This is a genomic window from Microbulbifer sediminum, from assembly GCF_021729035.1.
Classification (GTDB): Bacteria; Pseudomonadota; Gammaproteobacteria; order Pseudomonadales; family Cellvibrionaceae; genus Microbulbifer; species Microbulbifer sediminum.
Genome location: NZ_JAJSAP010000009.1, coordinates 13,473 through 39,776 on the forward strand (window position 1 = coordinate 13,473; position 26,304 = coordinate 39,776).

Genomic DNA, 26,304 nt, shown 5'->3' on the forward strand with positions numbered 1-26,304 from the left:
CGGTGAACCGGGCTGTATTCAGAAGGGGATATGCCAGAATAGGCTGTAGACAAACGCCGGCATGTTAGCCATCCGGGCAAAGCCCACCAGCAACTTGTCCGCCACGGTCAGCAGGATAAAGAGGAAAATAGGGCTGATATCAATCATCCCTAGCGGCGGGATGACTTTGCGTATCGGACCCATGAAGGGCTCCAGCAGCTGGTGCAGCAACAACAACGCCGGATGGTTGCTCTGCGGTGCAATCCAGCTGAACACGATAGAGATCAGCATGCCCACGAACACAATGGCAATCGTGGTGCTGATACAACCCAGCAACGACCACAACAGTGCACTTAGGGGATTGACCAGCCCGGCACCGATCATCAGTCCGCAGACGATGATCATCGCCGTCCCCACCAGCAGCGCCAGTACCAGCGACGCCATGTCCACTCCGAACATTCCCGGCACCACCTTGCGCAGCGGCAGCAACAGCGGGTTGGTGATTTTCACCACACCCTGGGATATGGGGTTGTAAAAATCTGCCCGTGCCAGCTGCAACAGGAAGCGCAGCAATACTGCGAAAAGGTAGAGGATCCCCAGTGTGGCAACCAGAAATACGCCGATATTGGAAAAGGTATTGCCCATGAATGGTCCCTGTTAGCTCTGTTATGGGAGTCGTTGCGGTGGTGTCCGGTTACTGGTCCAGCTCGCGCGCCATCTGCGCAGCGCGCGCTGCGCAGTCGCCCATGGCCTTGTCTACCAACTGCTTCAGCCCACCCTGCTCGAAACAGTGGATGGCGCGCTCGGTGGTCCCGCCGGGGGACATCACATTGCGACGCAGCTGGGCCACATCGACATCGCTGGCCGTGGCCAGTTTCGCCGCCCCCAGGGCGGTTTGCAAGGTGAGCCGCTCCGCATCGTCGCGGGCCATACCGGCTTTCTCGGCCGCATCGATCATGGCTTCCATGAACAGGAAGTAGTAGGCCGGACCGGAGCCCGATACCGCGATGACCTGGTCGATACCCGATTCCTCTTCGACCCAGTGCGCCAGCCCCACCGCTTCGGCGATGCGCTGGGCCTGCCCGCGCTGTATGTCGCTGACGTCCGCCGCCGCATACAGGCCGGTGACGCCGGTGCCGACCAATGCCGGAGTATTCGGCATGGCCCGGACCACCGGCACCCCTTCACCCAGCCAGCGCTGGTAAGCCGCCAGCGGGATACCCGCTGCCAGGGTCACGACCAGCGGCTTGCGCTGTTGCACGGCATCGTGGATGGACTCACACAGGTCCTTCATTACCTGTGGCTTGACCGACAGCACCAGGATATCGGCATCGGCGATGGCACCTTCATTATCCGTACCTACCTGTACGCCGGTGCGGGCGGCGAAGTCATCGAGCTTTTCCCGGTTGCGGCCGGTGGCCACGATTTTATCCACAGGATAGCCATCCGCTACCAGCCCACCGATCACCGCGCCTGCCATGTTGCCGGCACCGCCGATAAATACCATCTTGGGTGTATCCACTGTTACCTCTCGTTGTTGGGTCGTGTCCGGGCCACCCGGTCCGGGGGCCCGCTAATTATGGCCGCCCGGGGCGGCTTGTGGAAATCGGGCTCAACCTCGCCGCCCGAAGATATCAGTACCCACGCGCACCATGGTACTGCCCGCCTCGATTGCCGCTTCCAGGTCGCCGGACATTCCCATCGACAGGGTATCCAGCGGCGCCTCCGGCAGATCCTCCCGCAGCTGCTGCAGCAATGTCGCCAGCGCGGCATGGGGCTCCCGCTGCGCCGCCGCATCTGCCCGCGGGGCGGGGATCGCCATCAGGCCCCGCAGCCGCAGGTTGGGCAGGCCGGCGACCGCCCGCGCGAGCGCGGGGAGCTCTTCAGGCGCCACCCCGGACTTGCTCTCCTCCGCATCGATATTGACCTGCAGGCAGACATTCAACGGCGCCATTTCCGCAGGCCGCTGCTCCGACAGGCGCCGGGCGATTTTCAGCCGATCCACGGTGTGCAACCAGTGGAAATGCTCGGCCACCGCGCGGGTCTTGTTCGACTGCAGCGGGCCGATGAAATGCCAGCAGATCGACAGGCCTGACAGTTCAGCCTGCTTGTCCAGAGCCTCCTGCAGGTAGTTTTCGCCAAAATCGCGCTGCCCCGCAGCAAAGGCGGCGCGCAGGTCTTCAGCCGGCTTGGTCTTGGAAACCGCCAGCAGTGTCACGCTGTCACTGTCGCGACCGCAGCTACGGCAACATGTGACAATCCGCTCACGCACGCGATTGAGGTTTTCGGTGATCTCCGCTTTGCGCATATACTAGGTCCGGTACCAGAAATGGGCGGATTGTACTAACAGAGTCCGGGGAAGGCATATGCTGCCGCCTCGCACAGGTTAAATAATCACCGCATCGGTCCGCCGAAAACAATAAGGTAGCAGTATGGATATCACAGAACTCCTCGCCTTCAGCGCCAAACAGAACGCTTCCGACTTGCATCTCTCCGCGGGCCTGCCACCGATGATCCGGGTGGACGGCGACGTGCGCCGAATCAACCTGCCTCCCATGGAGCACAAGGAGGTCCACGCGCTGATCTACGAGATCATGAACGACAAGCAGCGCAAGGACTACGAGGAGTTTCTGGAGACCGACTTCTCCTTCGAGGTCCCCGGCGTGGCACGCTTCCGGGTCAACGCCTTCAACCACAACCGCGGTGCCGGCGCCGTGTTCCGGACCATTCCCTCCAAGGTGCTGACCATGGAGGACCTGGGTATGGGCCAGGTGTTCAAGCAGATCTCCGACACCCCGCGCGGCCTGGTGCTGGTAACCGGGCCCACCGGCTCGGGTAAGTCCACCAGCCTGGCGGCCATGATCGACTACATCAATGACAACAAGTACGAGCACATCCTCACCGTCGAGGACCCGATCGAATTCGTGCACGAATCCAAGAAGTGCCTGGTCAACCAGCGCGAGGTGCACCGGGATACCCACGGCTTTTCCGAAGCCCTGCGCTCGGCCCTGCGGGAAGACCCGGACATCATCCTGGTGGGTGAGATGCGTGACCTGGAGACTATCCGCCTGGCCCTGACCGCCGCCGAGACCGGCCACCTGGTCTTCGGGACCCTGCATACCACCTCCGCCGCCAAGACCATCGACCGGGTAGTGGACGTCTTCCCCGCGGAGGAAAAGGCCATGGTGCGCTCCATGCTGTCGGAATCCCTGCAGGCGGTGATCTCCCAGACCCTGATGAAGCGCACCGGTGGCGGCCGGGTCGCAGCACATGAAATCATGCGCGGCACCCCGGCCATCCGTAACCTGATCCGCGAGGACAAGATCGCGCAGATGTATTCAGCCATCCAGACCGGTGCCAATGTGGGCATGCAGACCATGGACCAGTGCCTGCAGGAGCTGGTGGAAAAGCGCATCATCAGCCGTGAGATAGCGCGCGAAAAAGCCAAGATGCCCGAGAACTTCTAAAGGCGGGCACGCGCTCCGGAAGGCGCTGCGGGCCGGCACAAAAACGAATAAAAGCGGTAACCACTTATGGAAATCGAAAGACTGTTACAACTCGTCGTCGAAAAGGGCGCGTCCGACCTGTTTATCACCGCCGGTGTTCCGCCGTCGATCAAGGTTCACGGCAAGGTGGTCCCGGCCAGCAGCAGCGCCCTCACCCCGGAAAAGGCCCGCGAAATGGTGGTGGGCGTGATGAGCGAGAAGCAGCGGCGGGAATTTGCAGAAAAGAAAGAGCTGAACTTTGCCATTGCCGTGCGCAATGTGGGCCGTTTCCGGGTGTCCGCCTTCTTCCAGCGCAACCTGGTGGGTATGGTGCTGCGCCGGATCGAGACCAAGATCCCCACCATCGACGGACTGGGCCTGCCGGAAGTGGTCAAGGAGCTGTCGATGACCAAGCGCGGCCTGATCATTTTCGTGGGTGCCACCGGTACCGGTAAGTCCACCTCACTGGCATCGATGATCGGTCACCGCAACGAGAACTCCAAGGGCCATATCATCTCCATCGAGGACCCGATCGAATTCGTGCACCAGCACCGCGGCTGTATCGTCACCCAGCGCGAAGTGGGCCTGGATACCGAGTCCTTCGAGGTGGCCCTGAAAAACACCCTGCGCCAGGCACCGGATGTCATCCTGATCGGTGAGGTGCGCTCCCGCGAGACCATGGACCACGCCATTGCCTTCGCCGAAACCGGCCACCTGTGCCTCTGCACCCTGCACGCCAACAACGCCAACCAGGCACTGGACCGGATCATCCACTTCTTCCCGGCCGACCGCCACCAGCAGTTGTGGATGGACCTGTCCCTGAACCTGAAGGCCATGGTCGCCCAGCAGCTGATTCCCACCCCGGACGGCGACGGCCGCCGCGCCTGCCTGGAGATCATGATCAACACGCCGCTGGCTTCGGACCTGATCCGCAAGGGTGAGGTGCACAAGCTGAAAGAGTTGATGAAGCGCTCCAACGAGCAGGGCATGCAGACCTTCGACCAGGCGCTGTACGAACTGTACGACCGTGGCGAGATCACCTACGAGGACGCCCTCGCCCATGCCGATTCCGCCAACGACCTGCGCCTGATGATCAAGCTCAAGTCGGAATCTGACGCCGAGTACTTGAACGACGCGGCGGGCGAACTGAGCCTGGAAGGCGAGACCGACGACTATAAAGGGCCACAAATTTTCTGATCCGGCCCAGGGCCGGTCCGCGCCTGCGGGCCGGCTCAGGCCAGCTCGGCCAGCACTTCCTTTACCTGTGCCAGCAGTCGCCGGCTCACTGCCGGCTGCAGGTCGATCCCTTCCAGCTCGATCCGGTAGCTGCCTCCACTCCGGTGCAGGGCGCGGACATAGCGGCTGGCCACCAGGGCCCCGCGGTGCACGCGGATAAAGCGACCGGCAAACTCGGATTCCAGTTCACGCAACGATTCATCCAGCACGGTCTCGCCCCGATCGTGGTGCGCGACCACATATTTACTGTCGGCAATAAAACAGCGGATATCCGCCACCTCCAGCAATTCCACTCCGCGGCGGCTCACAGAGCGCAGACGCTGTCGTCCACCCGCCTTTTCCCCTGCGCCGGACAGGCCCGCAAGCTTGCGCTGTGAGCGATTCAACTGCACCGCCTTATCCACCGCGGCGGCGAGGTCTGCCGCCGTCACCGGCTTCAGCAGGTAACCCACCGCCGCCGTGGCAAAGGCCGGCAGGGCGAATTCGTCGTGGGCGGTGCAGAAAATCAGTGCGGGAGGATATTCCAGCCGCGACAGCTGGCGTGCCAGCTCCAGCCCGTTTCCACCCGGCATCTCTATATCCAGCAGCACCAGGTCCGGGTCCAGCCTCTCGACCTGCTCCAGCGCCTCAACCGCATCCGCGGCCTCGCCCAGCAACTCGCACTGTTCCAGCTGCTGCAGCTGGCGGACCAGCCGGGCGCGGGCCAGTGGCTCGTCGTCGACGATCAATACCCCCAGGGCATTCATGCGTTCACCTCCTGCGCTCGCCGCTTACGGGTCTCCGGCCCGGGACCGATCGGCAGCAGCAGCACAACCCGGTAATGCTCCGGCCCGGCACCAGCAGTAAAACTGAACCCCATGGGATAGTGGGCGGCCAGGCGCTGGCGGATGTTCTCCAGCGCCATGCCGTTGCCCGTTTGCTGCCTGTCCGGGTCGCCCGGAGGCAGCGGGTTCTCCACCCGCATTGCCAGCCGGTTGCCCTCACGCGCGACCTGCACCCGGATTTGGCCACCGCCACGCAAGCGCGCCACACCATGCAACACAGCATTTTCCAGCAGTGGCTGTAGCAGCATGGAAGGCACCGGTACATCGTCCAGGCCCTCCTCCACCTGCCAGTCCTGCTGGAGGCGGTCGCCCAGGCGCAGGGCCTCGATTGCCATGTAGCGCCGTGCCAGCGCCAGCTCCTGCGCCAGGGGCACCATCCGCGGTTCGGCGAGGCTGGCGCGGAACAGCGCGGAGAGCTCCTCCACCAGGCGCTCGGCACGGTCCGGATCGACCGCGATCAGGCTGGCTAGGCTGTTGAGGCTGTTGAAAAGGAAATGCGGGCGGATGCGCGACTGCAGTGCCTCGATGCGGGCGCCCAGTTCGGCGCGTTGCTGGTTCCGCAGCTGTTGCTGCACATAGGCATAGCGCAGCACTACCCCCGCGCAGATGGCACCCAGCAGCAGGTTGCCCGCCAGCGCCCAAAGATCGAGCGGCGCACCGGAAATTCCTGCCAGCCACCACTGCTGGGCCAGCATCACCATCACCAGCACCCCCAACACCGTGGCGAAACTGAGGCCGCCGGCCCACTGTGGCGACAAGCCGGCCAGGCGCGGGCGCAGCCGGCACAGCAGTGCCGCCGATGGCAGGATCACCCACTGGGTCGTCAGGGAAAACAGCCCCAACCGCTGCCAGCTGAACTCGCGCAGCCCATCCACTGCCAGCACGAGCACCAGCGCCAGCAGCTCGCCCATCATTACCAGCGCGGCCACGGCAGATACGCTGCACAGGTCGGGCAGGAAGTGGGCGGGTGCAGATTCTTTGCCTTCAGGGGCTGTTTCGCGAATTTGCTGCGCTATAATGCCCGCCGGCCGCGCGGGCTGTGGGGAAGTCATACCACGTTCTTTCTTCTGGATTTGTTATCTATTCTTGGGCCGTAACCGCCCCGGCAGCTGTCGCTGCGAGGGCGACCGGGAAACAAGCAAGATACCGCCATCACCCGCGCAGTTCCACCGCCCTGCACACAGGCAGGGGCACCGATACCGAGGCATGAATACAGAGGCACTATGAGCAAAGACACCAACGCTTCCGCCAATCCCGCCGCCAAGCTCTGGGGCGGCCGCTTCAGTGAGGCGACCGATGCGTTCGTGGAGCGCTTTACCGCCTCGGTGAATTTCGACCAGCGCATGGCCATGGAGGATATCCAGGGATCCCTCGCCCATGCGCAGATGCTGTCGGAGGTGGGCGTGCTGACAGCGGACGAGTACCAGCAGATTGACGGCGGCCTGCGGGCCATCGCCGGAGAAATCGAGGCCGGTGAATTCCCCTGGTCGGTGCAGCTCGAAGACGTGCACATGAATATCGAGGCGCGCCTGACCGAGCGGATCGGCGCCACCGGCAAGAAACTGCACACCGGTCGCTCGCGCAACGACCAGGTAGCCACCGACATCCGCCTGTGGCTGCGCGGCCGCATCGACCTGATCGGTGCCGAGCTGACCCGCCTGCAGGAAGGCCTGGTGGAACTGGCCGAGCGCGAGGCGGACACCATCATGCCCGGCTTCACCCACCTGCAGTCTGCCCAGCCGGTCACCTTCGGCCATCACCTGCTGGCCTGGAACGAGATGCTGTCGCGGGACTACGAGCGCCTGATGGACTGCCGCAAGCGGGTCAATCGCTCACCGCTGGGCGCCGCGGCGCTGGCCGGCACCAGCTACCCGATCGACCGGGCCCGCACCGCCGAATTGCTGGGTTTCGATGCGCCCACCGAGAACTCCCTCGACTCGGTCAGCGACCGCGACTTCGCCATCGAGTTCTGCGCCTTCTCTGCCCTGCTGCTGACACACCTGTCCCGGGCCAGTGAGGAGCTGGTGCTGTGGACCTCCAGCCAGTTCGACTTTATCGACCTGCCGGACCGCTTCTGCACCGGATCATCCATCATGCCGCAGAAGAAAAACCCGGACGTGCCGGAGCTGGTGCGCGGCAAGACCGGCCGCGTCAACGGCCACCTGGTGGCGCTGCTGACCCTGATGAAGAGCCAGCCGCTGGCCTACAACAAGGACAACCAGGAGGACAAGGAACCGCTGTATGACGCCGCCGACACCGCGCTCGACTGCCTGCGCGCGTTCGCCGATATGGTGCCGGCGCTGAAGCCGAAAAAGGCAAACATGCTGGCAGCGGCAGCCCAGGGGTTCTCCACCGCCACCGACCTGGCCGACTACCTGGTGCGCAAGGGCGTGGCCTTCCGTGATGCCCACGAGATCGTTGGCCAGTCCGTGTCCTTTGCCATCGAGCAGGGGGCGGACCTGGCGGAACTCAGCCTGGAACAGCTGCAGCAGTTTTCGGATGCCATCGGCGGGGATGTGTTCGAGGTACTGACGCTGGAGGGATCCGTTGCCGCACGCGACCACATCGGCGGCACCGCGCCGTCGCAGGTCCGGGCGGCCTGCGCGCGGGCGAAGAGGTCAATCGCAGCACGGGGCTAACGCAGGATTTCGCCGGAGCGGCCGCTGGCCGCGATATTTATCGTGGCATTACCGCCCGGGCGGCGCGGCCATGGGCCGCTCCTGCACGGCCGATACAGGCCAGAGAATGGCCGGTATGGATCAGCGGTCCAGGTTGAGTGACACCGGCTCTCCCTGCTGCTCCGTGAGGACGCGGTCCAGCAGTGCCGGGAGGTCCTCACCGGTGGTGGTGCATTTCCAGCCCGGGTTCTCGAAACTGAGGTGATAGCCGCCGGAACGCGCCGCCACCCACAATTCCAGGTTGGCGGTCTGGCGCGAGAGAATCACCTGGCTGCCGTTATCTTCCAGCGTCAGGGTCAACACCGCGTCGGCACGCTCGTAATCTATATCCCACTCGCATTCATCCAGGGCATCCTCGATGGCGATCAGGGTGCGCTCGATGGCCGCATCGAATTCCGTTTGGCTCATAAATTGGTTACTTCTGTTACCGTGTACGATATGGATCTGAGATCGCTATACTAGCAGGCTTTGATTCAATCTCCGCCAGACAGCCGCAGGAAGCCGCGCATGCCCCAGAGATTTTCCCTCGCCCCGATCTTCGCCGCACCGGGCCTCACCGTCGCCTTACTCGTTGGCTGTGGGCAGAAGGGTCCCCTCTACCTGCCGCAGGATGCCGCTCAACCGGCAGCACCCACAACCATCGAACCGACCACCCACGGAACTGGCAAGGAACCAACGGGAACAGGCCTGCAGAAGGAAAGTGAAGGGGAACGCCCGTCGCCGATGGGGCCGGTCACCGCACCGATGGACAGCACGGAAACCGACATCGACCAGGCCGACATGCCGGAGCAAGAAGAAGTAGAAAAATGAGCGATTTCAATTACCGCGAGGGAAGCCTGTGGGCCGAAGGTGTCTCGCTGGAAGACATCGCCGAGCAGTTCGGCACTCCCACCTACGTATACAGCCGCGGGCACTTTGAACAACAGTACCGCGACTATGCCGAAGCCCTGGGCGACCACCCGGGCATGATCTGCTACGCGGTGAAAGCCAACAGCAACCTTGGAATACTGTCCCTGCTGGCGCAGCTGGGTGCCGGCTTCGATATCGTCTCCGGTGGCGAACTCGAGCGGGTCCTGCAGGCGGGCGGCGACCCTTCCCGAGTGGTGTTCTCCGGCGTGGGCAAGACCGCCGCCGAAATGCGCCGGGCACTCGAGGTGGGCGTACACTGCTTTAACGTCGAGTCAGATGCCGAGCTGGAGCGCCTCGAGACCGTGGCCGCCGAACTCGGTGACCGTGCGCCGGTGTCGCTGCGGGTAAACCCGGACGTGGACGCCAGGACCCACCCCTATATCTCCACCGGGCTCAAGGAAAACAAGTTCGGCATCGCCATCGACAGTGCGCTCGATACGTATCGCCGCGCGGCACAGTCCCCGCACCTGGAGGTGGTCGGTGTCGATTGCCATATCGGCTCCCAGCTGACCGAAATTTCACCCTTTCTCGATGCGCTGGACCGGCTGCTGGCCCTGATCGACCAGCTGGCGGACGAAGGTATCCAGCTGAAACACCTGGACCTGGGTGGCGGACTGGGTGTGCGCTATCGCGGTGAAATGCCACCACCGGTCAGTGACTACCTGGGGGCGGTGAAAGAACGCTTGCGGGGCCGGGACCTGGAACTGGTGATGGAGCCTGGGCGCTCCATCGCCGCCAATGGCGGGCTTTTGCTCACCCGGGTGGAATACCTGAAGCGCACCGAGGAGCATAACTTCGCCATCGTCGACGCGGCCATGAACGACAACCTGCGCCCGGCCCTCTACCAGGCCTGGCAGGACATCGTTCCCGTGAAGCCCAGCAACGGTGATGTTGAAGTCTGGGATATCGTCGGCCCGGTCTGTGAGACCGGCGACTTCCTTGGTAAGCGCCGGGAACTGGGGCTGCAGCCGGGCCAACTGCTGGCGTTGCTGTCCGCCGGTGCCTACGGTTTCACCATGAGTTCCAACTACAATTCGCGCCCTCGGGCCGCCGAGGTAATCGTCGACGGGGACCGGACCTACCTGGTGCGGGCGCGGGAAAGCCTGGCAGACCTGTTGCGCGGCGAGACCATCGTTCCCCCCGCCGGCAAAAGCGAGGGATAAGCACACCATGCGCCTGAAATTCACCAAGATGCACGGGCTGGGCAATGACTTTGTCATGCTCGACGGTATCAGCCAGCGCATCAAGCTGTCGCCGGACAAGATCCGCCGCCTCGCCGATCGCCACCTGGGCGTGGGCTGTGACCAGGTATTGCTGGTGGAAGCGCCGCGCAATCCGGATGCCGATTTCCGCTACCGAATCTTTAACGCCGATGGCAGTGAAGTGGAAAACTGCGGCAACGGGGCGCGCTGCTTCGCACGCTTTGTGCGCGAACGCCGCCTGACCGGCAAACGCGACCTGTTGGTGGAAACCACTGGCGGCCTGCTGCAACTACAGATGGACGAGCGCGACCGGGTAAGCGTGGATATGGGAGCGCCCATCCTGGAGCCCGCAGACATCCCGTTCGATGCCGATCGCCGCGCCGAGACCTATCCGCTGGATGTCGACGGGGAGACCTTTATCATCGGCGCGGTGTCCATGGGCAATCCCCACGCAGTAATGCTGGTGGATGACATAGGTGCAGCTCCTGTCGATGTACTCGGCCCCAGAATCGAAAATCACCCGCGCTTTCCCAACCGGGTCAACGTGGGCTTCCTGCAGATCGAATCCCGCGATCGGGCAAGCCTGCGGGTATTCGAGCGCGGTGTCGGAGAAACCCGGGCCTGTGGCACCGGCGCCTGCGCGGCTGTGGTTTCAGCCCGCGTGCGGGAACTGGTGGACGACAAGGTCACCGTGACCCTGCCCGGTGGCGAGCTGACGATTCACTGGAGCGGGCCCGGCGAGCCGGTTACCATGACCGGTCCCGCAACGACGGTTTACCATGGGCAGATCCTGCTCTAGGCCGGCATCAGTAACAGGTAGCAAGAAAAAACATGACGGATACAAGCGACGCAATCCAGGCCAAGTCCGCCGACGCGGACCCTCAGGAAAGCCAGCGGGACAAGAAGGTCCTGTCGCGGCAGGTCGCCCGCTACCTGATCCAGAACCCGGATTTCTTTGCCGACCATATGGAGCTGCTGGAGACCATCCAGCTGCCCAGCCAGAGCGGCAAGACCGTCTCCCTGATGACCCACCAGACCAACCTGCTGCGGGAACGCAACATTGAAATGCGCCAGCGCCTGGACCAGTTGCTGCAGGCGGCACGGGATAACGACCAGCTGTTTATGCACAGCCGCCGCCTGGTGCTGGCACTGCTCGATGCCCAGACCGTGGCCGAGGCCGGTGAGTCGCTGCTGCAGAGTTTCCGCGAGGACTTCGGTGTGGAGACCACCGCACTGACCCTGTTCGAGCCCCTGCCCCAGGGCAAGCATGAGCTGGGCCGGGTCCGCGCCAGCAGCCGCGCCGCGGCCGAGACATCGGTGGGGGCGATCCTGCGCAACGGACGCACGGTGTGCGGCGTACTCCGCCCGGCAGAGCGGGAATACCTGTTCGGTAAAGACGCAGCGGACGGGGTGGCCTCGGCCGCTGTGGTGCCGCTGGCAAACCAGCTCGGCATTCTCGCCGTGGGCTCTGCTGATCCCCAACACTACAGCTCCAGCCTCGGCACCCTGTTCCTGTCCTATATCGGTGAAGTGCTCGAGCGGCTGCTACCGCGACTGCTCGCCCGGGACTGATTGCCAATGAAACTGGCGGACGCCATCGAACGGTTCCTGGTGCACCTGACCAGCGTGCGCCAGCTCTCCCCCCATACGCTGTCCGCCTACCGCCGGGACCTGACGCAATTGCTGCGCCAGGCAGAAGAAGACGGTATTGCCACTATCGGCGAACTCCGCGAAATGACCCTGCGCAGCTGGCTGGCGCGACTCCACCGACGGGGCCTGGCCCCCCGCAGCCTGCAACGCTGGCTCTCGGCCGTGCGCAGCCTGGGGGATTTTGCCTTGCGCCAGGGCTGGCTGCGTGCCAATCCCGCCGCGGGCCTGCGCGCGCCGAAGGCCGACAAGAAACTGCCACGGGTGCTGGACGCGGACGCAGCCGGGGAATTCGTGGAAAGCCCAAGTGCCGGCACTGGAGACGAGCGCCTGCAGCTGCGTGACCGGGCACTGCTGGAACTCTTCTACAGCAGCGGGCTGCGGCTATCGGAGTTGACCGGGCTCAACTGGGCCGACCTGGACCTGGCCGGTGGCGAGGTTCGCGTGACCGGCAAAGGCGCCAAGACCCGGGTACTGCCGGTCGGTCGCGAGGCGCGGTCAGCGCTCGAGGCGTGGCGCCGGGCCGCCCCGGCAGCGGAAGGCGATGCGGTATTTACCAGCCTCAAGGGGCGGCGGCTGGGCAACCGGGCCGTGCAGGCCCGGCTGGCATACTGGTCCCGGGCCAGCGGTGCCGAGCAGCGGGTACACCCCCATATGCTGCGGCACTCTTTTGCCAGCCATATGCTCGAGTCCAGCAGTGACCTGCGGGCGGTGCAGGAACTGTTGGGCCACGCCGACATCAGCACCACCCAGATCTACACCCATCTGGACTTCCAGCACCTGGCGCGTGTTTACGACCAGGCGCACCCTCGGGCAAAAGGCAAAAAGTCGTAGGTGAGCTAGGGCGTGTACCAGATGGGGGAGGTGTAGGCTCGCTCCTGGATACTGCCCGGAACATCCTCCGGCCTCTTCAGGCCGAAGAACCTGGCGTCATACGTAGTCCAGCGCGGGGTGGGGATCTCAAGAACGCGCACATAATAGAAAGCGTTCTGTGTGCCATCGAAATCGGGGTCTTTCCACCAGGCCTGCAGGAAGGGCGCGCCGATCGCATTGGTGTAGGTGGCATTGCCCACATCCACAGTGTTACCCACCTTTTTTTTCGCCCGGCCGTCAGCGCCAATCTTGCGGCCGTCGGAAACCGCAATATCGTAGATCCGTTCGTGGGTCTTGCCCCCGGCATCGAGCCAGCCCTTGACGACCTGGATACGATCGAGGTTGGCACCGTCCGGGTCGCGCATCGCCCGCACCAGGAAGGTTGGGGCCTTGTCGGACCCCTTGAGTTCCCCGCCCATGGGTACGCCTTTTTCATAGCCGTGCCTGGCGAAGTCTGAGCGCACCAGGTCGTCCTTCGTGAACTCAAAGCCACCGAACACCCGCACTATCGGGCGCGTTCCTGTAGTGGCATACACTTCCCTGCGGGCCATGGCGTCCCAGAGTGCCTCCCGGGTGTTTTCCCGTGCCCACACCGCAGCGAGGCCCGAGGCACTGGCCTGGTAATGGCGGATGGCATAGTCCCGCCCCTGGGGGTCGGGCAGATAACCGGTAATCCTTTCCTCGAACCGGATCTCGTCACTGCTCGGTTCCATCGCAGTGGCCTTGCCAAAAAAATTGTCCTCCCCGGTCGTGGCCAGCGAGGTATGGGAGTCGGTGCTGCCGATCATTCCGAACTTGTACGGGTTGGCGCCGAGCTTCTCCTGGTATGCGAGGCCCTGCTGCAAAGCCTCACGGGCATATTCGCGCGGCAGCATGTCTTCTTCCTTGGCCGCGCCGAAACTGCCCTTATCCCAGGTTTCGAAATCGGCGAACTCATCGTTCGGCGACAGCAGCGGGTGGGTCTCGCCATCGCCTTTGATCTGGGTGACCTCGTAGAGCGGCTCCCACCGGGAACGGCGCTCGGCGTAATCCCGGTCGAGTGGTTTGCCGTTGCTCAGCGTGACGCTGTCAAACATCAATCCGTTGGATAAATTGCCGTTGTGCGGAATGGCCAGGACTTTGCCGCCGACCTTTTCCTCGTAGTTGGCCATCCATCGCCAGAGGTCCTCGGGATCCTCGGAATCGTAGGCTGAAATGGGGATTACCTTGTCGGCCCTGTCTTTGTTGCCACGGAAAATGACATTTCGATGCAGGTTGCTGCCACCGGGGCTGGAGGTCCATTCGAAACCGATGAGTGCAGTGAACAGCCCCGGATCATTGTGCTCTTCCGCTGCCTTGGTGATGCGGTGCCACATGGACTCCACCAGGCCATCGATATCGGTCAACGGGTCCTTGCGCTCCGCAACCGCGCTCCCCCACATCGCATAGGCCTCATCGGGCTTGCCCGCCTTGGTGAGGTCGTGCACCTGCTTGCCCCATTCGCTGGCGAGCAGCCGCTTGTCGGACTCCTCGATCAGTGGCGCCAGGCCGAGGTTCTCTGCATGGTCGGCCACCACCAGGAAATCGAGCGGCCGATGCAGGCGCGCGGGCACACCGGTGCTCGAGGTGACCGCTTCTCCTTTTGCGAAGCGATAGGCAGCATCGGGTCCCAGCCTGTTGCCAAACATTCCGGCATCCGTGGAATAACTGGTGTGCAGGTGGGTATCGCCGAAGAACACCCGATTGGGGAATTCCTGCTCCGGATAAGGGGAGTAATCCACGCCGGCTTTCGGCGCGGAGGGAGGAGCATCCTGCGCAAGCGTGCAGGTTGCCGCCGGCACCAACACAAAAAGACAGAGTGTACCGATCAGTAACTTCATTCCTGAGCCTCCCGCTCCCTGTCACTACGACGCCACAACATGGGCGCTCCGCGGCCCGGCTGTCGGCCAAGCTCGATCACAGGGGGGATAGACCGGCGACACGCTCTGGCCACCTGCCCTGGCAAGCGCGCCCTCAGGACGCGCGGGCTGAACCGCTCGAATCGCCGGACCGGTCAGATGGGCCGGCTGCCATACTTTGGCTGTGGCTTGCGTGGCGGGTCTGCCGTCACTTCAGGATCGATCTCACTAATGGCGCCGCCACGGGCGAGAAACTCCTCGATTTCGTTGTTCAACTGGCTTCGCGCCCGCTCTCTGGAAGTGACTGAACGCTCCTCGGGGAAGTCCTCGTGGTCTTTGCTCCGGGAGTTACTGCTTTGATCGTCGTAACCATTAGCTTTCATCGTAGAAACCCTGTAACTGCTACTCCTGTTACAGAGGAAGTACCCCTGTGCCGCGCCGGCTGATCATCAACACGGCTGCGCTGTATGCGGCGGCGAATAATATATAGGCACTCACGGCCAGCCCTGCCAGCCGCGGGCTATTCCCGGGGTAGAGTTTTTTGTAGCGTAATGGGCACAGGGATATTGCTTAAGGTTATGGAGCAAAAAGCGCCAGTTTTGCGACGACGATCGTGCCACCGTTCGCAGGGAATTTAGCGCTGCGAGTGCGACAGGAGGGAACGCGGAAAGAAAAAAGGCCCCGCGGGGCCTTTTCAAGCAATGGCGCGCAATGCTGCGCACCGCTTTCGGGACGGGAGAAGCTTAAACCGCTTCGCTGCCGGTTTCGCCGGTGCGGATACGGATGACTTCCTCCAGCGCGGTGATGAAGATTTTGCCGTCACCGATCTTGCCGGTCTGTGCCGCCTTGGTGATGGCCTCCACGGCACTGTCCACCATGCTGTCGTCGACCGCCAACTCCAGTTTGACCTTGGGCAGGAAATCCACCACGTATTCGGCGCCACGGTACAGTTCCGTGTGCCCTTTCTGGCGACCGAAGCCTTTCACTTCCGTCACCGTCATGCCCTGTACGCCAACCTCCGAGAGCGCAGTGCGCACGTCGTCCAGCTTGAAGGGCTTAACCACAGCCGTAATCAATTTCATTTCGTGTATTCCCCTGGTTTGAGGCCTGGAATCTGACCTGATTGCTTTATTCTGGGGGACCAGCCCGTAGGGGCTGGCCCGGGAAGCACCGGCAGCGCCGCCGCCGGCAGCCCGTCAACGGGCACTTATTTACCCATGAATTCGGGATAAGCTTCCATTCCGCACTCTACCAAGTCAACACCTTCTTGCTCCTCGTCCTCGCTCACGCGAATACCGGTGATGACCTTGAGCAGGTACCAGACCGCGAAGGAAGTGGCGAACACCCAGGCGAAGATGGTGGCGGCGCCGATCAGCTGGCCGCTGAAGGTGGAACCGTCATTGGTAAGCGGCACCAGCAGCAGGCCCAACAGGCCAACCACACCGTGCACGGAAATCGCACCAACCGGGTCGTCGATCTTCAGCTTGTCGAGAGTGACGATGGACAGGACCACCAGTACACCACCCAGGGCACCGAACAGGGTCGCCTGCAGGGCTGTCGGGGTGGAGGGCTCAGCGGTGATGGCTACCAGGCCCGCCAGTGCACCGTTCAGCAGCATGGTCAGGTCGGCCTTGCCGAACAGCACCCGCGCAGTAATCAGTGCAGCCACGGCACCACCGGCGGCGGCGGTGTTGGTGTTCAGGAACACCATGGCCACAGAGTGCGCACTGGCGGCATCGCCCAGCTTCAGCACGGAACCACCGTTAAAGCCGAACCAGCCCATCCACAGGATGAAGGTACCCAGTGTGGCCAGCGGCAGGTTCGCGCCCGGGATGGCATACACTTCGCCGTTGGGGCCATATTTACCCCTGCGCGCGCCCAGCAGCAGCACACCGGCCAGGGCCGCAGCCGCACCGGCCATGTGCACGATGCCGGAACCGGCGAAGTCGGAGAAGCCCAGGTCACCCAGGGTGTACAGGCCGAAAACGGAGGCGCTACCCCAGGTCCAGGAACCTTCCATCGGGTAGATGAAGCCGGTCAGGATGACGGCGAACACCAGGAAGCTCCACAGCTTCATGCGCTCGGCGACAGCACCGGAGACGATGGACATGGCGGTCGCCACGAACACCACCTGGAAGAAGAAGTCGGAGGCACCGGAGTACACCGATCCGCCCTCAAAGCCGGCGTCAGCCGAGTCGGACAGCACGCTCTCAAGGCTGAATGCCTCAATGCCGGACAGCGCCCAGCTGCCGTCATACATGATTGCATAACCGGTCAGCAGGTACATGATGCAGGCAATGGCGAACAACGCCACATTCTTGGTAAGGATTTCTGTGGTGTTCTTCGAACGCACAAGGCCGGCTTCCAGCATGGCAAAGCCGGCGGCCATCCACATGACGAGTGCACCACACACCAGGAAGTAAAATGTATCAATTGCATACTGCAATTGAAAAATTTGGTTTTCCATCTTTCGCTCCGTTCAATCCCGAAATTAGTGGAAATTGATCTAGTTGTTATCGACCGGTGTCCCTCACGGGCGCGGCCGGTTAAATGGCTTCCGCGCCGGTTTCCCCGGTGCGGATTCGTACTACCTGCTCCAGCTCGGCGACGAAAATCTTGCCGTCGCCAATCTTGCCGCTCTGGGCGCTGGAACCGACTGCTTCCAGCACAGCGTCGAGCTGTTCATCGGCAACTGCGATCTGCAGCATGGTCTTGGGCAGGAAGTCCACCACGTACTCCGCCCCGCGGTAGAGCTCCGTGTGACCTTTCTGCCGCCCGAAACCTTTCACTTCGCTCACGGTAATGCCGTTCACGCCCGCCTCTGCCAGCGCATCGCGCACGGCATCCAGCTTGAAAGGCTTGATAATTGCGGTGACCAGTTTCATGGTTTGATCCCCCATCGTAGTGTGGCCCCGCCCGGATCGGCAGGGCCTGCGCTTTACCAGCTGTAAGTGGCCGCGGCGAGAACCGAGGGCTCACACCAGTCGAGCCCGAAGCACTCGCTGTCGCTGATGTCGCTACCGACCAGTGATGCGCTGAGGTTCAGGCCACCGAAGTCCTTGCCGACGGAAACCGAGTAGTCGATGTAAGAGTCCGCTTCAAACAGGAAGCCCTCTTCGTCGAACATGTTGGCGCCCACGTGGAAGTCGAGGCTGACGTCAGACGGCAGCGCAAAGCTGTATTCGGCGTACGGGTAATAGAATGCTCCGGTGCCGGCCCAGTAGTCGTCGGAATAGGCCAGGCCCAGGGTCAGCGCGGAAAAGCTGACGCTGCCGTAGATTTCCTGGTAATCCTCGTCGTTGTCGCCACCGTGGTAGGCGTAGTAGATGTAACCCACGTCGTAGCTCGTGGTTTCATTGATCTCCCCGGCGTAACCGGCATAGAAGTCCTGCTCGAAGTCGGTCTCATCCACGCCATAGGCGAAATCCACCTGGGAGGCCCAGGTACCCGCGTACAGGCCATTACCGAAATCCAGGTCGACGCCGCCCTGCACCGCGGGGCCGCCGTCGGTCTGGGAAATGCCGCGGAATTTGTAGTCGCTCACCACGCCCACATTGGCGCTGGCAGAAACACCGCCCTCTGCGGCAGTGACAGTGGTGGCGGTGCCCAGGGTGATGACCCCGGCGGTTATTGCGGCAGCGATTTTGTTCATGTTTGTTCCCACCTTAATTCTCCTTGGACTCTGTGATTTTCTCGTCGAAATTATTCTGTGCAGTCTGCTGTCAGCTTCGGGCGACCGTTTTGTTATGGAGGGGTGGTGTGTGACCCTCGGTCTTCTTTTGCCTTGTGAGCCTTTTCATGCCCGCTGGCTGAAATGGTCTGCAGTGGTGCATCTGCAGGCTTGATGCCAAGTTTGCAAAACGCCCGGAAATCAATCACTTAAGAGAGAACCGCGAAATGGTTGGATGCCACACCGGAAAAGTGGTGGAGAGGGGATGCACCAGAATGAAGCCGGCAGGGAGGGATCGCACACAAATGGTGAGGCGGGTGGTGCCTGCGAACCATGACAGCGCACTGATCAATGAAAATTGTGTAGCGATCACATAACTTTTGCCGGTAATGGCGCTGGGTTACAATCACGACGATATAAATCGCCATTTTTTAGTGAGGAATTGCGCGTGCCTGCGGATAAATTGCAACAGTTACTGCACGAGCTGCAACAACAGGGGGCAGTGATCACCGGTGACCTGCGCGACGCCCTGGCCGTGGCCCTGAACCGGCTGCCGCTGGTCAGCCAGGCCGAATTCGACACCCAGGCGGCAATTCTCGAGCGCACCCGCGAGAAAGTCGCGCAGCTCGAGGCACAACTGCGGGAGATGGAGCAGGCCCTGCAGGAACAGGACAACGCCGGGGGAGACCAGTAGGACTCAACAGCGCTCGCCCCGGGGAACACGCTATTCAGGGAAGAAATCGTGAGCCTCTCAGTTACCCACACCCGCGCCCAGCTGGGCGTCTCTGCCCCACCGGTCACAGTGGAGACCCACCTGGCCAATGGCCTGCCTGCATTCAATATCGTCGGCCTGCCCGAGGCCGCCGTGCGGGAAAGCCGTGACCGGGTGCGCAGTGCCCTGGTCAACAGCCATTTCGACTTCCCGCAGCGCCGCATCACCGTCAACCTGGCGCCCGCGGACCTGCCGAAGGAAGGCGGCCGTTACGACCTGGCGATTGCCCTGGGCATCCTGGCCGCCTCCGGGCAGGTGCCGGCGGAAGCACTCACGGGCATGGAGTTTATCGGCGAGCTGGCCCTGACCGGGGACCTGCGCGAGGTGCCCGGCGCCCTGCCGGCCGCCATCGCCTGTGCCGACGCCGGGCGCAGCCTGGTGCTGCCACTGCCATCAGGTGCGGAAGCCGCGCTGGCAGATGGACGGGTACTGGTGGCCCGGAACCTGTTGCAGGTTTGTGCCCATCTCCACAACCGCGAGCAGCTGCCAGCGGCAGAGTCACCACCGCACGCCGCGCCGCCGCCGGGCGCCGACCTGGCGGAGGTGCGGGGACAGCTACGCGCCCGGCGGGCGCTGGAGATCGCGGCCGCCGGCGGCCACAACCTGCTCTTTTACGGCCCCCCGGGCACCGGCAAAACCATGCTCGCCAGCCGCCTGCCCGGCATACTGCCGCCGCTACTGCGTCGCGAGCAGCTCGAGGTGTCGGCGGTGTATTCCAGTGCGGGGCTGGCGCTGCCCGCGCAACGCCCCTTCCGTGCGCCACACCACAGCGCCTCGCCCACGGCCCTGGTGGGGGGCGGCAGCAACCCGCGGCCGGGCGAGATCTCGCTGGCCCACCGCGGTATCCTGTTCCTGGATGAGCTGCCGGAATTCCCACGCCACGCCCTGGAAATCCTGCGGGAGCCCCTGGAGAGCGGTGAGGTTCGCATCGCCCGGGCGCGCGCCAGCGTGTCGTTTCCCGCCGCCTTCCAGCTGGTCGCGGCCATGAATCCCTGTCCCTGTGGCTACCTGGGCGAAACCCGCTGCCGCTGCACCCCGGACCAGGTGCAGCGCTACCGCAACAAGCTGTCGGGCCCGCTGCTGGACCGCATCGACATGCATGTGGAAGTGACCACCATGAGCGCCGGCCAGCTGCAGGATGCACCCGCCGGCGAGCCATCGACAGCGGTCCGGCAACGGGTGGTTGCGGCCCGCGCCCAGCAGCGTGAGCGGCAGGCTACAATCAATGCGGCGCTGGCCGGCCGCGCCCTCGAGCAGCACTGCAGCCTCGGTGCCAGCGGGCAGCAACTGCTGCGCGAGTCAGTCGACCGGCTGGGCCTGTCCGCACGGAGCTACCACCGGGTGCTGCGTGTCGCACGCACCATTGCCGACCTGGCCGGCACCCCTGCAATCGGCGATGGGCATATTGCCGAGGCGCTGGCCTATCGCAACCTGGACCGGCGCACCGCCAGCGCTGCCGGCGTGTGACTGGGGGCGGGACCCGCGTCGCAGCACGCTGGGGACCAGCGCGGTAAACTGGGCGCATTAGTTGGGTACCGAGGTTGGGGGAAGCAGCGCATATGAAGACAGCCAGCGCGGAAAAGCGGGATCACCCGGATATCGTTGCACTGCCGCCGCTGATCTATGCCGCCTTCCTGGGAGCCGCGCTACTGGTGCAGTGGGCCTGGCCACTGGAAATTTCGTCGGCACATCGCTTCCTGTGGCGGCCCGGCGCCTTCATGGTGGTGGCGGCAGTGTTGCTGGTGCTCTGGGCCAAGCGCGCCCTGGACCGCGCCCATACCAATATCCACCCCCATCGCCCAACCACCAGCATTGTCTGTGATGGCCCCTTTCGTTTCTCCCGCAACCCCATCTACCTGGCCATGACGATGCTCTACCTGGGCATCACACTGCTGTTCAACAGCTGGTGGGGTCCGATCCTGCTGGTGCCGCTGTTCGCAACCGTGCACTACGGGGTCATCAAGCGGGAAGAACGCTACCTGATGGACAAGTTCGGCAAACGCTACCGGAATTACCGCAAGAGAGTGCGCCGCTACCTCTAGGGTGTACCGGGTATAGGGTATACCGGGTAACCGGAACCGCTGGCAGCCGCGGTTATGCCCGTGTCAGGATCGCGCCGCGTCCCGCTGCCCGCGGCCGAGGCGGTAGAGCAGGTGCCGGCGCAACGGGTGCCCGGACGGCACTGCCGGGTGGTCAAAATGCCCCGCCGGGACCATCTGCAGCCGCCGCATCACCTGCTCCGAGCGCCGGTTGTCCAGCGGGGTGAACGCGCATATCCAGTCGAGCCCCAGGGTACCGAAACCAAAGTCCAGCGCCGCCCGCGCCGCTTCACTGGCGTAGCCCCGGCCCCAGTGGGGGAAGGCCAGCCGCCAGCCAATCTCGACTCCCGGTGCAAAGGGCAGGTCCGGCGCGAGGCTATTCAGCCCGACAAAGCCGATAAAAGTACCACTCGCCCGGGTCTCCACCGCCCAGAATCCCCAACCGTGCCGATCGATATGGGCGTGCAAACGGTCCTGGGTGGCATCGCTCTCGGCACGGCTGCGGGGCGCGGGGAAAAACTCCATCACCCGCGGGTCCGCATTCAGTTCGGCAAAGGGGATGCGGTCGTCCTCCCGCCACTGGCGCAGCAACAGGCGTTCTGTGGTCAGTTGTACCGGTCGGTTCATGTGATCGGCAGGGAAAGCTTGAGCGAGTTGAGTGGGGCAACCATGTAGTCGCACAGGTCGAGCCAGTCGGCATCCTCCGGATAGGGCTCCGATCGGAAGCCGAGCCGGTGATACAGCGACCTGGCCACGGCGTTATCCTTCATCACGAACAGGGAGCACTCCTCCACCCCCAGTTGGCGGGAGCCGTATGCACACAGGCCCCTGACCAGCGTCGCACCCAGCCCGCGGCCACGCTGTTGCGGGGCTACGATCAGGTGCCCGAGATGGCAGCGATCCAGGCGCCGGTAAAAACGGCCAAATGCCAGCATCGGTGCCGCCAGGTCATTACCGCTTCCCGCAGCCGCTGCTTCCTCCAGGGCCAGGCCCGGCCGCTCGTGCCAGCCACAGTCCTCATCGAATGTCTCGCCGTCGAACGGATACCGGAACCAGGGGCCACCCCACTGCCGGCAGCTGTGGGCATCGGGCAGCCAGGACATCAGGGTGGCGCGGTGGGCGGGACCGGCGGGCACCAGCCGGCTATTGTCGTCAACCTGCATCGGGTTTCCTCTCCTGTTTCGCCAGCCACTTGTCCAGCTGGTCGGCGAAGGCCTTGCGGTCCTGCTGGTTCAGCGCCGGCGGGCCGCCGGTGTGCATGCCGCTGGCGCGCATGGTGTCCATAAAGTCGCGCATATTGAGGCGCGCGCGGATGTTGGCCTTCGTATGGCGCTCGCCGCGGGGGCTCAGTGCGGTGGCGTCCTTGTCGATCACCTCGGCAGCCAGCGGAATATCACTGGTGATCACCAGGTCGCCGCCGGCACAGCGCTGCACAATCTCGTTGTCGGCCACATCGTAGCCAGCGGTCACCTGCATCGACTTGATGTAGCGCGATGGCGGCACCCGCACCGGCTGGTTCGCCAGCAGTATCATTTCCGTGCCGGTGCGCTCGGCGGCACGGAACAGGATCTCCTTGATCACCACCGGACACGCGTCCGCATCCACCCAGATTCTCGCCATCAGTCTCTCTCCCCTTCGCGGCGGTCCGGCGGAGCGCCCTCGTCGCATTTCCTGCAATCCAGCCGATAGCCCAGCATGGACTCACGCCCCGCTGCAGTGACCACCCAGGGACGGTTCTGCCAGGGCGGGTCGTGGCGTACATGCTGATTGTGGCCGCAGCCGAGCCGCGCCACCCAGTGGTGCTCCTCGTCACGGTGGTAACCCACTATCGGTTGCTGCATCCCCGCCCTCCTGCTTGCCGGCGGCGGCAGTTATAGCCAATCGCGGCGCGCATGTATATGAACAACGAACCACAGCCTGGTCACAGAGCCCCGGACGACTGCCGATTCAGTACCACGCAGGGGCGATTGCGGCTGGTAGAATGCGCACCTCGACGCGGACCAGATGTTTTTCCATGACCAAGCTTAACCCTCGCCAGGCAGAAGCCGTGAAATATGTGGACGGGCCCTGCCTGGTCCTGGCCGGTGCCGGCTCCGGCAAGACCAGCGTGATCACGCGCAAGATCGCCTTCCTGATCGAGGAGTGCGGCTATGCCGCGCGCAATATCGCCGCGCTGACCTTCACCAACAAGGCAGCCCGGGAAATGAAGGAGCGCGTGGGCAAGCTGGTCACCGGCCCGGACGGCAAGAAATCCCGGGCCGCCCACGGCCTGACCGTATCCACCTTCCATAACCTGGGACTGAATATCCTGCGCAAGGAGTACCGCACCGCCGGACTCAGCCCCGGCTTCTCGATCTTCGATGCCGAGGATGCCCGCGGGCTGATCAAGGAGCTGATGCTGCGCGACGGCGACCTGGACACCGACCTGCTGGACCGTGTGCAGAACCAGATCTCCAACTGGAAAAACGACATGCTCACCCCACGCCAGGCGGTGGAGCAGGCCCAGAGCCCGGGCGAGCAGGCCATCGCCGTGGCCTATGGCCGCTACTGCGATGCCCTCAGGGCCTACAACTCGGTGGACTTCGACGACCTGATCCTGCTGCCGGTACAGCTGTTCGATTCTGACCCGGAGCTGCTGCAGCGCTGGCGGCGCAAGATCCGCTACCTGCTGGTGGACGAGTACCAGGACACCAACAATTCCCAGTACCTGCTGGTGAAGCTGCTGGTGGGCGGTCGCGGCGGCCTGACCGTGGTAGGGGACGATGACCAGTCGATCTACGCCTGGCGCGGTGCGCGGCCGGAGAACATGAGCCAGCTGAAGGTGGATTTCCCCAACCTGCGGCTGATCAAGCTGGAGCAGAATTACCGCTCCACCAGCCGTATCCTCAAGGTGGCCAACCACCTGATTGCCCACAACCCGCACGAGTTCGACAAGGCCCTGTGGTCCGACCGCGGGCTGGGCGAGGAGATCCGCGTGGTCAAGGTGGGCAATGAGAACGAGGAGGCCGAGCGGGTCGCCAATGAGATTTTCCTGCAGAAATCCCGTCGCGGCTGTGGCTTCAAGGACTTCGCGGTGCTCTACCGGGGCAATCACCAGGCGCGGCTGATCGAGATGAAGCTGCAGGAGCACCAGATCCCCTACCAGATGTCCGGCGGCACCTCGTTCTTCGCCCGCGCGGAGATCAAGGACGTGATGGCCTACCTGCGCCTGCTGGTGAACCCGGATGACGACAACGCCTTCCTGCGCATCATCAACACACCCCGGCGCCAGATCGGCACCAGCACCCTGGAGGCGCTGGGTAACTATGCCAAGGGCCGCGAGATTTCCATGCTGCGCGCCTGCACCGAGATGGGCTTTCGCGAGCACATCAACGAGCAGGGCTACGAACGGCTCAACCGCTTTGCCCTGTGGCTGGAAAAGGTGCAGCGCGACTGCCGTGAGCGCAGTGCCGACGCGGCCCTGCGCGAGATGCTCGACGATATCGACTACGCCGGCTGGCTGCGCCAGAACGCCAGCAGCGACAAAGTGGCCGAGAAACGCATGGAAAACGTCTACTGGCTACTGGAGAGCCTCAACAAGACCATGGAAGGCACCGATGACGAGCTGGAGCAGGACGTGCGCCTGGAACAGGCCATCTCCAAGCTGATATTGCGCGACATGCTGGACCGCCAGGAAGAGGAAGAGGCCACCGACAAGGTGAGCCTGATGACCCTGCACGCAGCCAAGGGCCTGGAGTTTCCCCATGTATTCATGATCGGCATGGAGGAAAACCTGCTGCCCCACCGCAACAGCATCGAAGACGAAAATATCGAGGAGGAGCGCCGCCTCACCTACGTGGGCATCACCCGCGCCCAGCGCACCCTGACCATGACCCTGGCCGGCAAGCGCAAGATGTTCGGCGAAAACCAGGACACCACCCCCAGCCGCTTCCTCGACGAGCTGCCGGAGGAGGACGTGGAACTGGAGGGCTTCGGCCAGGCCACCCCGGAACAGAACCAGGCCAAGGGCGAGGAGACGCTGGGGTCGCTGCTGAGCATGTTCGATTAGCCCTGCCCCCCCTGCCGACACGCAGCCACAAAAAAGGCCGCTCAATGAGCGGCCTTTTTACATGCTAAGTGAGCAATCGCTTACTTGCTGTTCTCCGCCATATAGTCCACGGCGTTCTGGATCTCCTCCTCGGAGCAGTCCGCGCACAGGCCCTTGGCGGGCATGGCGTTGAAGCCGTTGATGGCGTGGGTGTACAGGGTGTCCATGCCCTTGGCAATGCGCGGGCCCCAGGCACCGGCGTCGCCAAACTTGGGCGCCCCGGCCACACCGGCCGCGTGACAGGTCTGACAGGCACTGTTGTACACCTGCTCACCGGTGCGCGGGCCACCGCCAGCAGAGGCGCTGCCGCCCGCCGGAGCCGCTGCGGCGCACTCGTCGCCCTTCATGCAAATCTCGCCCACCGGCGCGATGCGCTCGGCAATCTGGTCGTCTACAGACTGGGCTACCGCTGCGGCAGTCCCCACGGCCAGGGCCGCTACAATACTCAAAATCGCTTTCATTCGGTTCCCCCTCGAGGCAGCCACCGCCGTCCGGTGACTTCCGGTACTTGCTTCGGCACATTGCCGCGTATCTATACCAGCCCGGCATTATAGTCACTGCAGCCCCCGCTGCGAAGGCCCGCGCCAAGGAAATCCCAAATCCGCTTTGCCCACCCCCGTCGCTTCTGTATAATCCGCGTCCTCGCCGGGTTGAGCCCTATCGGCCCCTGGCAAACATAGCGAAACCGCCCCTGGCTCAGCTGGGTGAGGCAAGCGAGTGCAACGCACAGCGTTGCGTGCAGCCGAACGCCGCCAATCTGCGATTGGTGGCCGGGCCCGAGCCCCGCGAGGGGAGCGTCGCAGGAAGCCGAAGGCTTCCCGGGCCAAGGCAAGCACTGTACGACTTTGAAAAACCAGTTTTCCCGCCCCTAGCTCAGCTGGATAGAGCGTCGCCCTCCGGAGGCGAAGGTCAGAGGTTCGAATCCTCTGGGGCGGGCCATTAAATACCAAAAAGGCCACCCAACGGGTGGCCTTTTTGGTATTTAACCGCCGCCGAGGTTTCCGTTAGGCCTCGTTCGAGCCGGAG

29 protein-coding genes and 1 tRNA gene are annotated in these 26,304 nt (G+C 63.5%); 13 read left to right on the forward strand and 17 right to left on the reverse strand.

The genetic code is table 11. The features are described 5' to 3' along the window. Positions 1-18: 18 nt before the first annotated feature. The 3 genes from LVD11_RS14570 to LVD11_RS14580 form a co-directional block, all read right to left on the reverse strand. A complete protein-coding gene (locus LVD11_RS14570; RefSeq protein ID WP_237060224.1) occupies positions 19-624 on the reverse strand; it encodes a YggT family protein in 606 nt (201 codons plus the stop codon). Between the two features lie 49 nt (positions 625-673). Then, positions 674-1,486 carry a pyrroline-5-carboxylate reductase gene (gene proC / locus LVD11_RS14575; RefSeq protein ID WP_255775750.1) on the reverse strand — a complete coding sequence of 271 codons (813 nt, stop codon included), beginning with the start codon at positions 1,484-1,486 and terminating at the stop codon, positions 674-676. 105 nt (positions 1,487-1,591) lie between these two features. Continuing rightward, complete coding sequence (locus LVD11_RS14580; protein WP_237060226.1) at positions 1,592-2,287, reverse strand: YggS family pyridoxal phosphate-dependent enzyme; 696 nt, start codon at positions 2,285-2,287, stop codon at positions 1,592-1,594. 124 nt (positions 2,288-2,411) lie between these two features. Between LVD11_RS14580 and LVD11_RS14585 the strand changes: the two genes are divergently transcribed. Together LVD11_RS14585 and LVD11_RS14590 are read left to right on the forward strand one after the other, a co-directional pair. Next, positions 2,412-3,446 carry a type IV pilus twitching motility protein PilT gene (locus LVD11_RS14585; RefSeq protein ID WP_237060227.1) on the forward strand — a complete coding sequence of 345 codons (1,035 nt, stop codon included), beginning with the start codon at positions 2,412-2,414 and terminating at the stop codon, positions 3,444-3,446. Positions 3,447-3,512: 66 nt separating this feature from the next. After that, on the forward strand, positions 3,513-4,661 hold the full coding sequence (locus tag LVD11_RS14590) for a PilT/PilU family type 4a pilus ATPase (RefSeq protein ID WP_237060228.1): 1,149 nt from the start codon (positions 3,513-3,515) through the stop codon (positions 4,659-4,661). A 35-nt stretch (positions 4,662-4,696) separates the two neighbouring features. Here LVD11_RS14590 and LVD11_RS14595 read toward each other — a convergent pair whose 3' ends face one another. Both LVD11_RS14595 and LVD11_RS14600 read right to left on the reverse strand, forming a co-directional pair. Next, a complete protein-coding gene (locus LVD11_RS14595) occupies positions 4,697-5,446 on the reverse strand; it encodes a LytR/AlgR family response regulator transcription factor (protein ID WP_237060229.1) in 750 nt (249 codons plus the stop codon). Then, entirely contained in the window at positions 5,443-6,576 is a 1,134-nt protein-coding gene (locus LVD11_RS14600; RefSeq protein WP_237060230.1) for a sensor histidine kinase, read from the reverse strand. Before LVD11_RS14600 ends, LVD11_RS14595 begins: the two co-directional genes overlap by 4 nt. 171 nt (positions 6,577-6,747) lie before the next feature. Here LVD11_RS14600 and argH point away from each other — a divergent pair, with 171 nt between their 5' ends. Then, positions 6,748-8,163 carry an argininosuccinate lyase gene (argH, locus tag LVD11_RS14605; RefSeq protein ID WP_237060231.1) on the forward strand — a complete coding sequence of 472 codons (1,416 nt, stop codon included), beginning with the start codon at positions 6,748-6,750 and terminating at the stop codon, positions 8,161-8,163. A 120-nt stretch (positions 8,164-8,283) separates the two neighbouring features. Here argH and cyaY read toward each other — a convergent pair whose 3' ends face one another. Then, entirely contained in the window at positions 8,284-8,610 is a 327-nt protein-coding gene (gene cyaY, locus LVD11_RS14610) for an iron donor protein CyaY (RefSeq protein ID WP_237060232.1), read from the reverse strand. A 99-nt stretch (positions 8,611-8,709) separates the two neighbouring features. Between cyaY and lptM the strand changes: the two genes are divergently transcribed. The 5 genes from lptM to xerC are packed head-to-tail and all read left to right on the forward strand — an operon-like array spanning position 8,710 to position 12,794. After that, complete coding sequence (gene lptM, locus LVD11_RS14615) at positions 8,710-9,012, forward strand: LPS translocon maturation chaperone LptM (protein ID WP_237060233.1); 303 nt, start codon at positions 8,710-8,712, stop codon at positions 9,010-9,012. Next, positions 9,009-10,274 carry a diaminopimelate decarboxylase gene (gene lysA / locus LVD11_RS14620; protein ID WP_237060234.1) on the forward strand — a complete coding sequence of 422 codons (1,266 nt, stop codon included), beginning with the start codon at positions 9,009-9,011 and terminating at the stop codon, positions 10,272-10,274. The genes lptM and lysA overlap by 4 nt, the downstream gene beginning before the upstream one ends. Positions 10,275-10,281: 7 nt before the next feature. After that, complete coding sequence (dapF, locus tag LVD11_RS14625; RefSeq protein WP_237060236.1) at positions 10,282-11,112, forward strand: diaminopimelate epimerase; 831 nt, start codon at positions 10,282-10,284, stop codon at positions 11,110-11,112. Positions 11,113-11,144: 32 nt separating this feature from the next. Next, positions 11,145-11,885, forward strand: a complete 741-nt coding sequence (locus LVD11_RS14630; RefSeq protein WP_237060239.1) for a DUF484 family protein — start codon at positions 11,145-11,147, stop codon at positions 11,883-11,885. Positions 11,886-11,891: 6 nt separating this feature from the next. After that, positions 11,892-12,794 (forward strand): tyrosine recombinase XerC, encoded by a 903-nt coding sequence (xerC, locus tag LVD11_RS14635; RefSeq protein WP_237060241.1) that lies wholly within the window; start codon positions 11,892-11,894, stop codon positions 12,792-12,794. A 5-nt stretch (positions 12,795-12,799) separates the two neighbouring features. Here the strand turns inward: xerC and LVD11_RS14640 are convergent, their stop codons facing one another. The 6 genes from LVD11_RS14640 to LVD11_RS14665 form a co-directional block, all read right to left on the reverse strand. After that, positions 12,800-14,692, reverse strand: a complete 1,893-nt coding sequence (locus LVD11_RS14640; protein WP_237060243.1) for a DUF3604 domain-containing protein — start codon at positions 14,690-14,692, stop codon at positions 12,800-12,802. A 173-nt stretch (positions 14,693-14,865) separates the two neighbouring features. Next, complete coding sequence (locus LVD11_RS14645) at positions 14,866-15,093, reverse strand: hypothetical protein (RefSeq protein WP_237060246.1); 228 nt, start codon at positions 15,091-15,093, stop codon at positions 14,866-14,868. Between the two features lie 360 nt (positions 15,094-15,453). After that, positions 15,454-15,792, reverse strand: a complete 339-nt coding sequence (locus LVD11_RS14650) for a P-II family nitrogen regulator (RefSeq protein ID WP_043319767.1) — start codon at positions 15,790-15,792, stop codon at positions 15,454-15,456. Between the two features lie 125 nt (positions 15,793-15,917). After that, on the reverse strand, positions 15,918-17,177 hold the full coding sequence (locus LVD11_RS14655; RefSeq protein ID WP_237060248.1) for an ammonium transporter: 1,260 nt from the start codon (positions 17,175-17,177) through the stop codon (positions 15,918-15,920). A gap of 79 nt (positions 17,178-17,256) precedes the next feature. Then, positions 17,257-17,595, reverse strand: a complete 339-nt coding sequence (locus tag LVD11_RS14660; RefSeq protein ID WP_237060250.1) for a P-II family nitrogen regulator — start codon at positions 17,593-17,595, stop codon at positions 17,257-17,259. 53 nt (positions 17,596-17,648) lie between these two features. After that, on the reverse strand, positions 17,649-18,362 hold the full coding sequence (locus tag LVD11_RS14665) for a TorF family putative porin (RefSeq protein WP_237060252.1): 714 nt from the start codon (positions 18,360-18,362) through the stop codon (positions 17,649-17,651). Between the two features lie 466 nt (positions 18,363-18,828). On the opposite strand from LVD11_RS14665, the gene LVD11_RS14670 reads away from it, so the two are divergent. The 3 genes from LVD11_RS14670 to LVD11_RS14680 all read left to right on the forward strand — a co-directional run bounded on the left by LVD11_RS14670 (position 18,829) and on the right by LVD11_RS14680 (position 21,194). Further along, complete coding sequence (locus LVD11_RS14670; protein ID WP_237060253.1) at positions 18,829-19,074, forward strand: accessory factor UbiK family protein; 246 nt, start codon at positions 18,829-18,831, stop codon at positions 19,072-19,074. Positions 19,075-19,122: 48 nt separating this feature from the next. Beyond that, on the forward strand, positions 19,123-20,619 hold the full coding sequence (locus tag LVD11_RS14675; RefSeq protein ID WP_237060254.1) for a YifB family Mg chelatase-like AAA ATPase: 1,497 nt from the start codon (positions 19,123-19,125) through the stop codon (positions 20,617-20,619). A gap of 92 nt (positions 20,620-20,711) precedes the next feature. Then, on the forward strand, positions 20,712-21,194 hold the full coding sequence (locus LVD11_RS14680; RefSeq protein ID WP_237060255.1) for a methyltransferase family protein: 483 nt from the start codon (positions 20,712-20,714) through the stop codon (positions 21,192-21,194). Between the two features lie 63 nt (positions 21,195-21,257). On the opposite strand, the gene LVD11_RS14685 is transcribed toward LVD11_RS14680, so the two are convergent. Genes LVD11_RS14685 through LVD11_RS14700 form a run of 4 tightly spaced genes read right to left on the reverse strand, consistent with a single transcriptional unit; the run spans position 21,258 to position 23,032 of the window. After that, on the reverse strand, positions 21,258-21,818 hold the full coding sequence (locus tag LVD11_RS14685; protein ID WP_237060256.1) for a GNAT family N-acetyltransferase: 561 nt from the start codon (positions 21,816-21,818) through the stop codon (positions 21,258-21,260). After that, positions 21,815-22,354 (reverse strand): GNAT family N-acetyltransferase, encoded by a 540-nt coding sequence (locus LVD11_RS14690; RefSeq protein ID WP_237060257.1) that lies wholly within the window; start codon positions 22,352-22,354, stop codon positions 21,815-21,817. The genes LVD11_RS14685 and LVD11_RS14690 overlap by 4 nt, the downstream gene beginning before the upstream one ends. After that, positions 22,344-22,811 (reverse strand): YaiI/YqxD family protein, encoded by a 468-nt coding sequence (locus LVD11_RS14695; protein ID WP_237060258.1) that lies wholly within the window; start codon positions 22,809-22,811, stop codon positions 22,344-22,346. The genes LVD11_RS14690 and LVD11_RS14695 overlap by 11 nt, the downstream gene beginning before the upstream one ends. Next, on the reverse strand, positions 22,811-23,032 hold the full coding sequence (locus tag LVD11_RS14700; protein ID WP_237060260.1) for a DUF3565 domain-containing protein: 222 nt from the start codon (positions 23,030-23,032) through the stop codon (positions 22,811-22,813). Before LVD11_RS14700 ends, LVD11_RS14695 begins: the two co-directional genes overlap by 1 nt. A gap of 173 nt (positions 23,033-23,205) precedes the next feature. Here LVD11_RS14700 and rep point away from each other — a divergent pair, with 173 nt between their 5' ends. Continuing rightward, a complete protein-coding gene (rep, locus tag LVD11_RS14705; RefSeq protein ID WP_237060262.1) occupies positions 23,206-25,239 on the forward strand; it encodes a DNA helicase Rep in 2,034 nt (677 codons plus the stop codon). 80 nt (positions 25,240-25,319) lie between these two features. On the opposite strand, the gene LVD11_RS14710 is transcribed toward rep, so the two are convergent. Then, the gene (locus tag LVD11_RS14710) at positions 25,320-25,739 is read right to left on the reverse strand and encodes a c-type cytochrome (RefSeq protein ID WP_237060263.1); all 420 of its coding nucleotides are present in this window, start codon (positions 25,737-25,739) and stop codon (positions 25,320-25,322) included. A 401-nt stretch (positions 25,740-26,140) separates the two neighbouring features. Here LVD11_RS14710 and LVD11_RS14715 point away from each other — a divergent pair. After that, positions 26,141-26,217 (forward strand) — tRNA-Arg (locus LVD11_RS14715). The last annotated feature ends 87 nt before the right edge of the window (positions 26,218-26,304 follow it).

Bases quoted from the DNA above. Each gene is read 5' to 3' on its own strand.
- LVD11_RS14570 (WP_237060224.1), bottom strand. From the start codon at position 624: ATGGGCAATACCTTTTCCAATATCGGCGTATTTCTGGTTGCCACACTG.
- proC (WP_255775750.1), bottom strand. From the start codon at position 1,486: ATGGTATTTATCGGCGGTGCCGGCAACATGGCAGGCGCGGTGATCGGT.
- LVD11_RS14580 (WP_237060226.1), bottom strand. From the start codon at position 2,287: ATGCGCAAAGCGGAGATCACCGAAAACCTCAATCGCGTGCGTGAGCGG.
- LVD11_RS14585 (WP_237060227.1), top strand. From the start codon at position 2,412: ATGGATATCACAGAACTCCTCGCCTTCAGCGCCAAACAGAACGCTTCC.
- LVD11_RS14590 (WP_237060228.1), top strand. From the start codon at position 3,513: ATGGAAATCGAAAGACTGTTACAACTCGTCGTCGAAAAGGGCGCGTCC.
- LVD11_RS14595 (WP_237060229.1), bottom strand. From the start codon at position 5,446: ATGAATGCCCTGGGGGTATTGATCGTCGACGACGAGCCACTGGCCCGC.
- LVD11_RS14600 (WP_237060230.1), bottom strand. From the start codon at position 6,576: ATGACTTCCCCACAGCCCGCGCGGCCGGCGGGCATTATAGCGCAGCAA.
- argH (WP_237060231.1), top strand. From the start codon at position 6,748: ATGAGCAAAGACACCAACGCTTCCGCCAATCCCGCCGCCAAGCTCTGG.
- cyaY (WP_237060232.1), bottom strand. From the start codon at position 8,610: ATGAGCCAAACGGAATTCGATGCGGCCATCGAGCGCACCCTGATCGCC.
- lptM (WP_237060233.1), top strand. From the start codon at position 8,710: ATGCCCCAGAGATTTTCCCTCGCCCCGATCTTCGCCGCACCGGGCCTC.
- lysA (WP_237060234.1), top strand. From the start codon at position 9,009: ATGAGCGATTTCAATTACCGCGAGGGAAGCCTGTGGGCCGAAGGTGTC.
- dapF (WP_237060236.1), top strand. From the start codon at position 10,282: ATGCGCCTGAAATTCACCAAGATGCACGGGCTGGGCAATGACTTTGTC.
- LVD11_RS14630 (WP_237060239.1), top strand. From the start codon at position 11,145: ATGACGGATACAAGCGACGCAATCCAGGCCAAGTCCGCCGACGCGGAC.
- xerC (WP_237060241.1), top strand. From the start codon at position 11,892: ATGAAACTGGCGGACGCCATCGAACGGTTCCTGGTGCACCTGACCAGC.
- LVD11_RS14640 (WP_237060243.1), bottom strand. From the start codon at position 14,692: ATGAAGTTACTGATCGGTACACTCTGTCTTTTTGTGTTGGTGCCGGCG.
- LVD11_RS14645 (WP_237060246.1), bottom strand. From the start codon at position 15,093: ATGAAAGCTAATGGTTACGACGATCAAAGCAGTAACTCCCGGAGCAAA.
- LVD11_RS14650 (WP_043319767.1), bottom strand. From the start codon at position 15,792: ATGAAATTGATTACGGCTGTGGTTAAGCCCTTCAAGCTGGACGACGTG.
- LVD11_RS14655 (WP_237060248.1), bottom strand. From the start codon at position 17,177: ATGGAAAACCAAATTTTTCAATTGCAGTATGCAATTGATACATTTTAC.
- LVD11_RS14660 (WP_237060250.1), bottom strand. From the start codon at position 17,595: ATGAAACTGGTCACCGCAATTATCAAGCCTTTCAAGCTGGATGCCGTG.
- LVD11_RS14665 (WP_237060252.1), bottom strand. From the start codon at position 18,362: ATGAACAAAATCGCTGCCGCAATAACCGCCGGGGTCATCACCCTGGGC.
- LVD11_RS14680 (WP_237060255.1), top strand. From the start codon at position 20,712: ATGAAGACAGCCAGCGCGGAAAAGCGGGATCACCCGGATATCGTTGCA.
- LVD11_RS14685 (WP_237060256.1), bottom strand. From the start codon at position 21,818: ATGAACCGACCGGTACAACTGACCACAGAACGCCTGTTGCTGCGCCAG.
- LVD11_RS14690 (WP_237060257.1), bottom strand. From the start codon at position 22,354: ATGCAGGTTGACGACAATAGCCGGCTGGTGCCCGCCGGTCCCGCCCAC.
- LVD11_RS14695 (WP_237060258.1), bottom strand. From the start codon at position 22,811: ATGGCGAGAATCTGGGTGGATGCGGACGCGTGTCCGGTGGTGATCAAG.
- LVD11_RS14700 (WP_237060260.1), bottom strand. From the start codon at position 23,032: ATGCAGCAACCGATAGTGGGTTACCACCGTGACGAGGAGCACCACTGG.
- rep (WP_237060262.1), top strand. From the start codon at position 23,206: ATGACCAAGCTTAACCCTCGCCAGGCAGAAGCCGTGAAATATGTGGAC.
- LVD11_RS14710 (WP_237060263.1), bottom strand. From the start codon at position 25,739: ATGAAAGCGATTTTGAGTATTGTAGCGGCCCTGGCCGTGGGGACTGCC.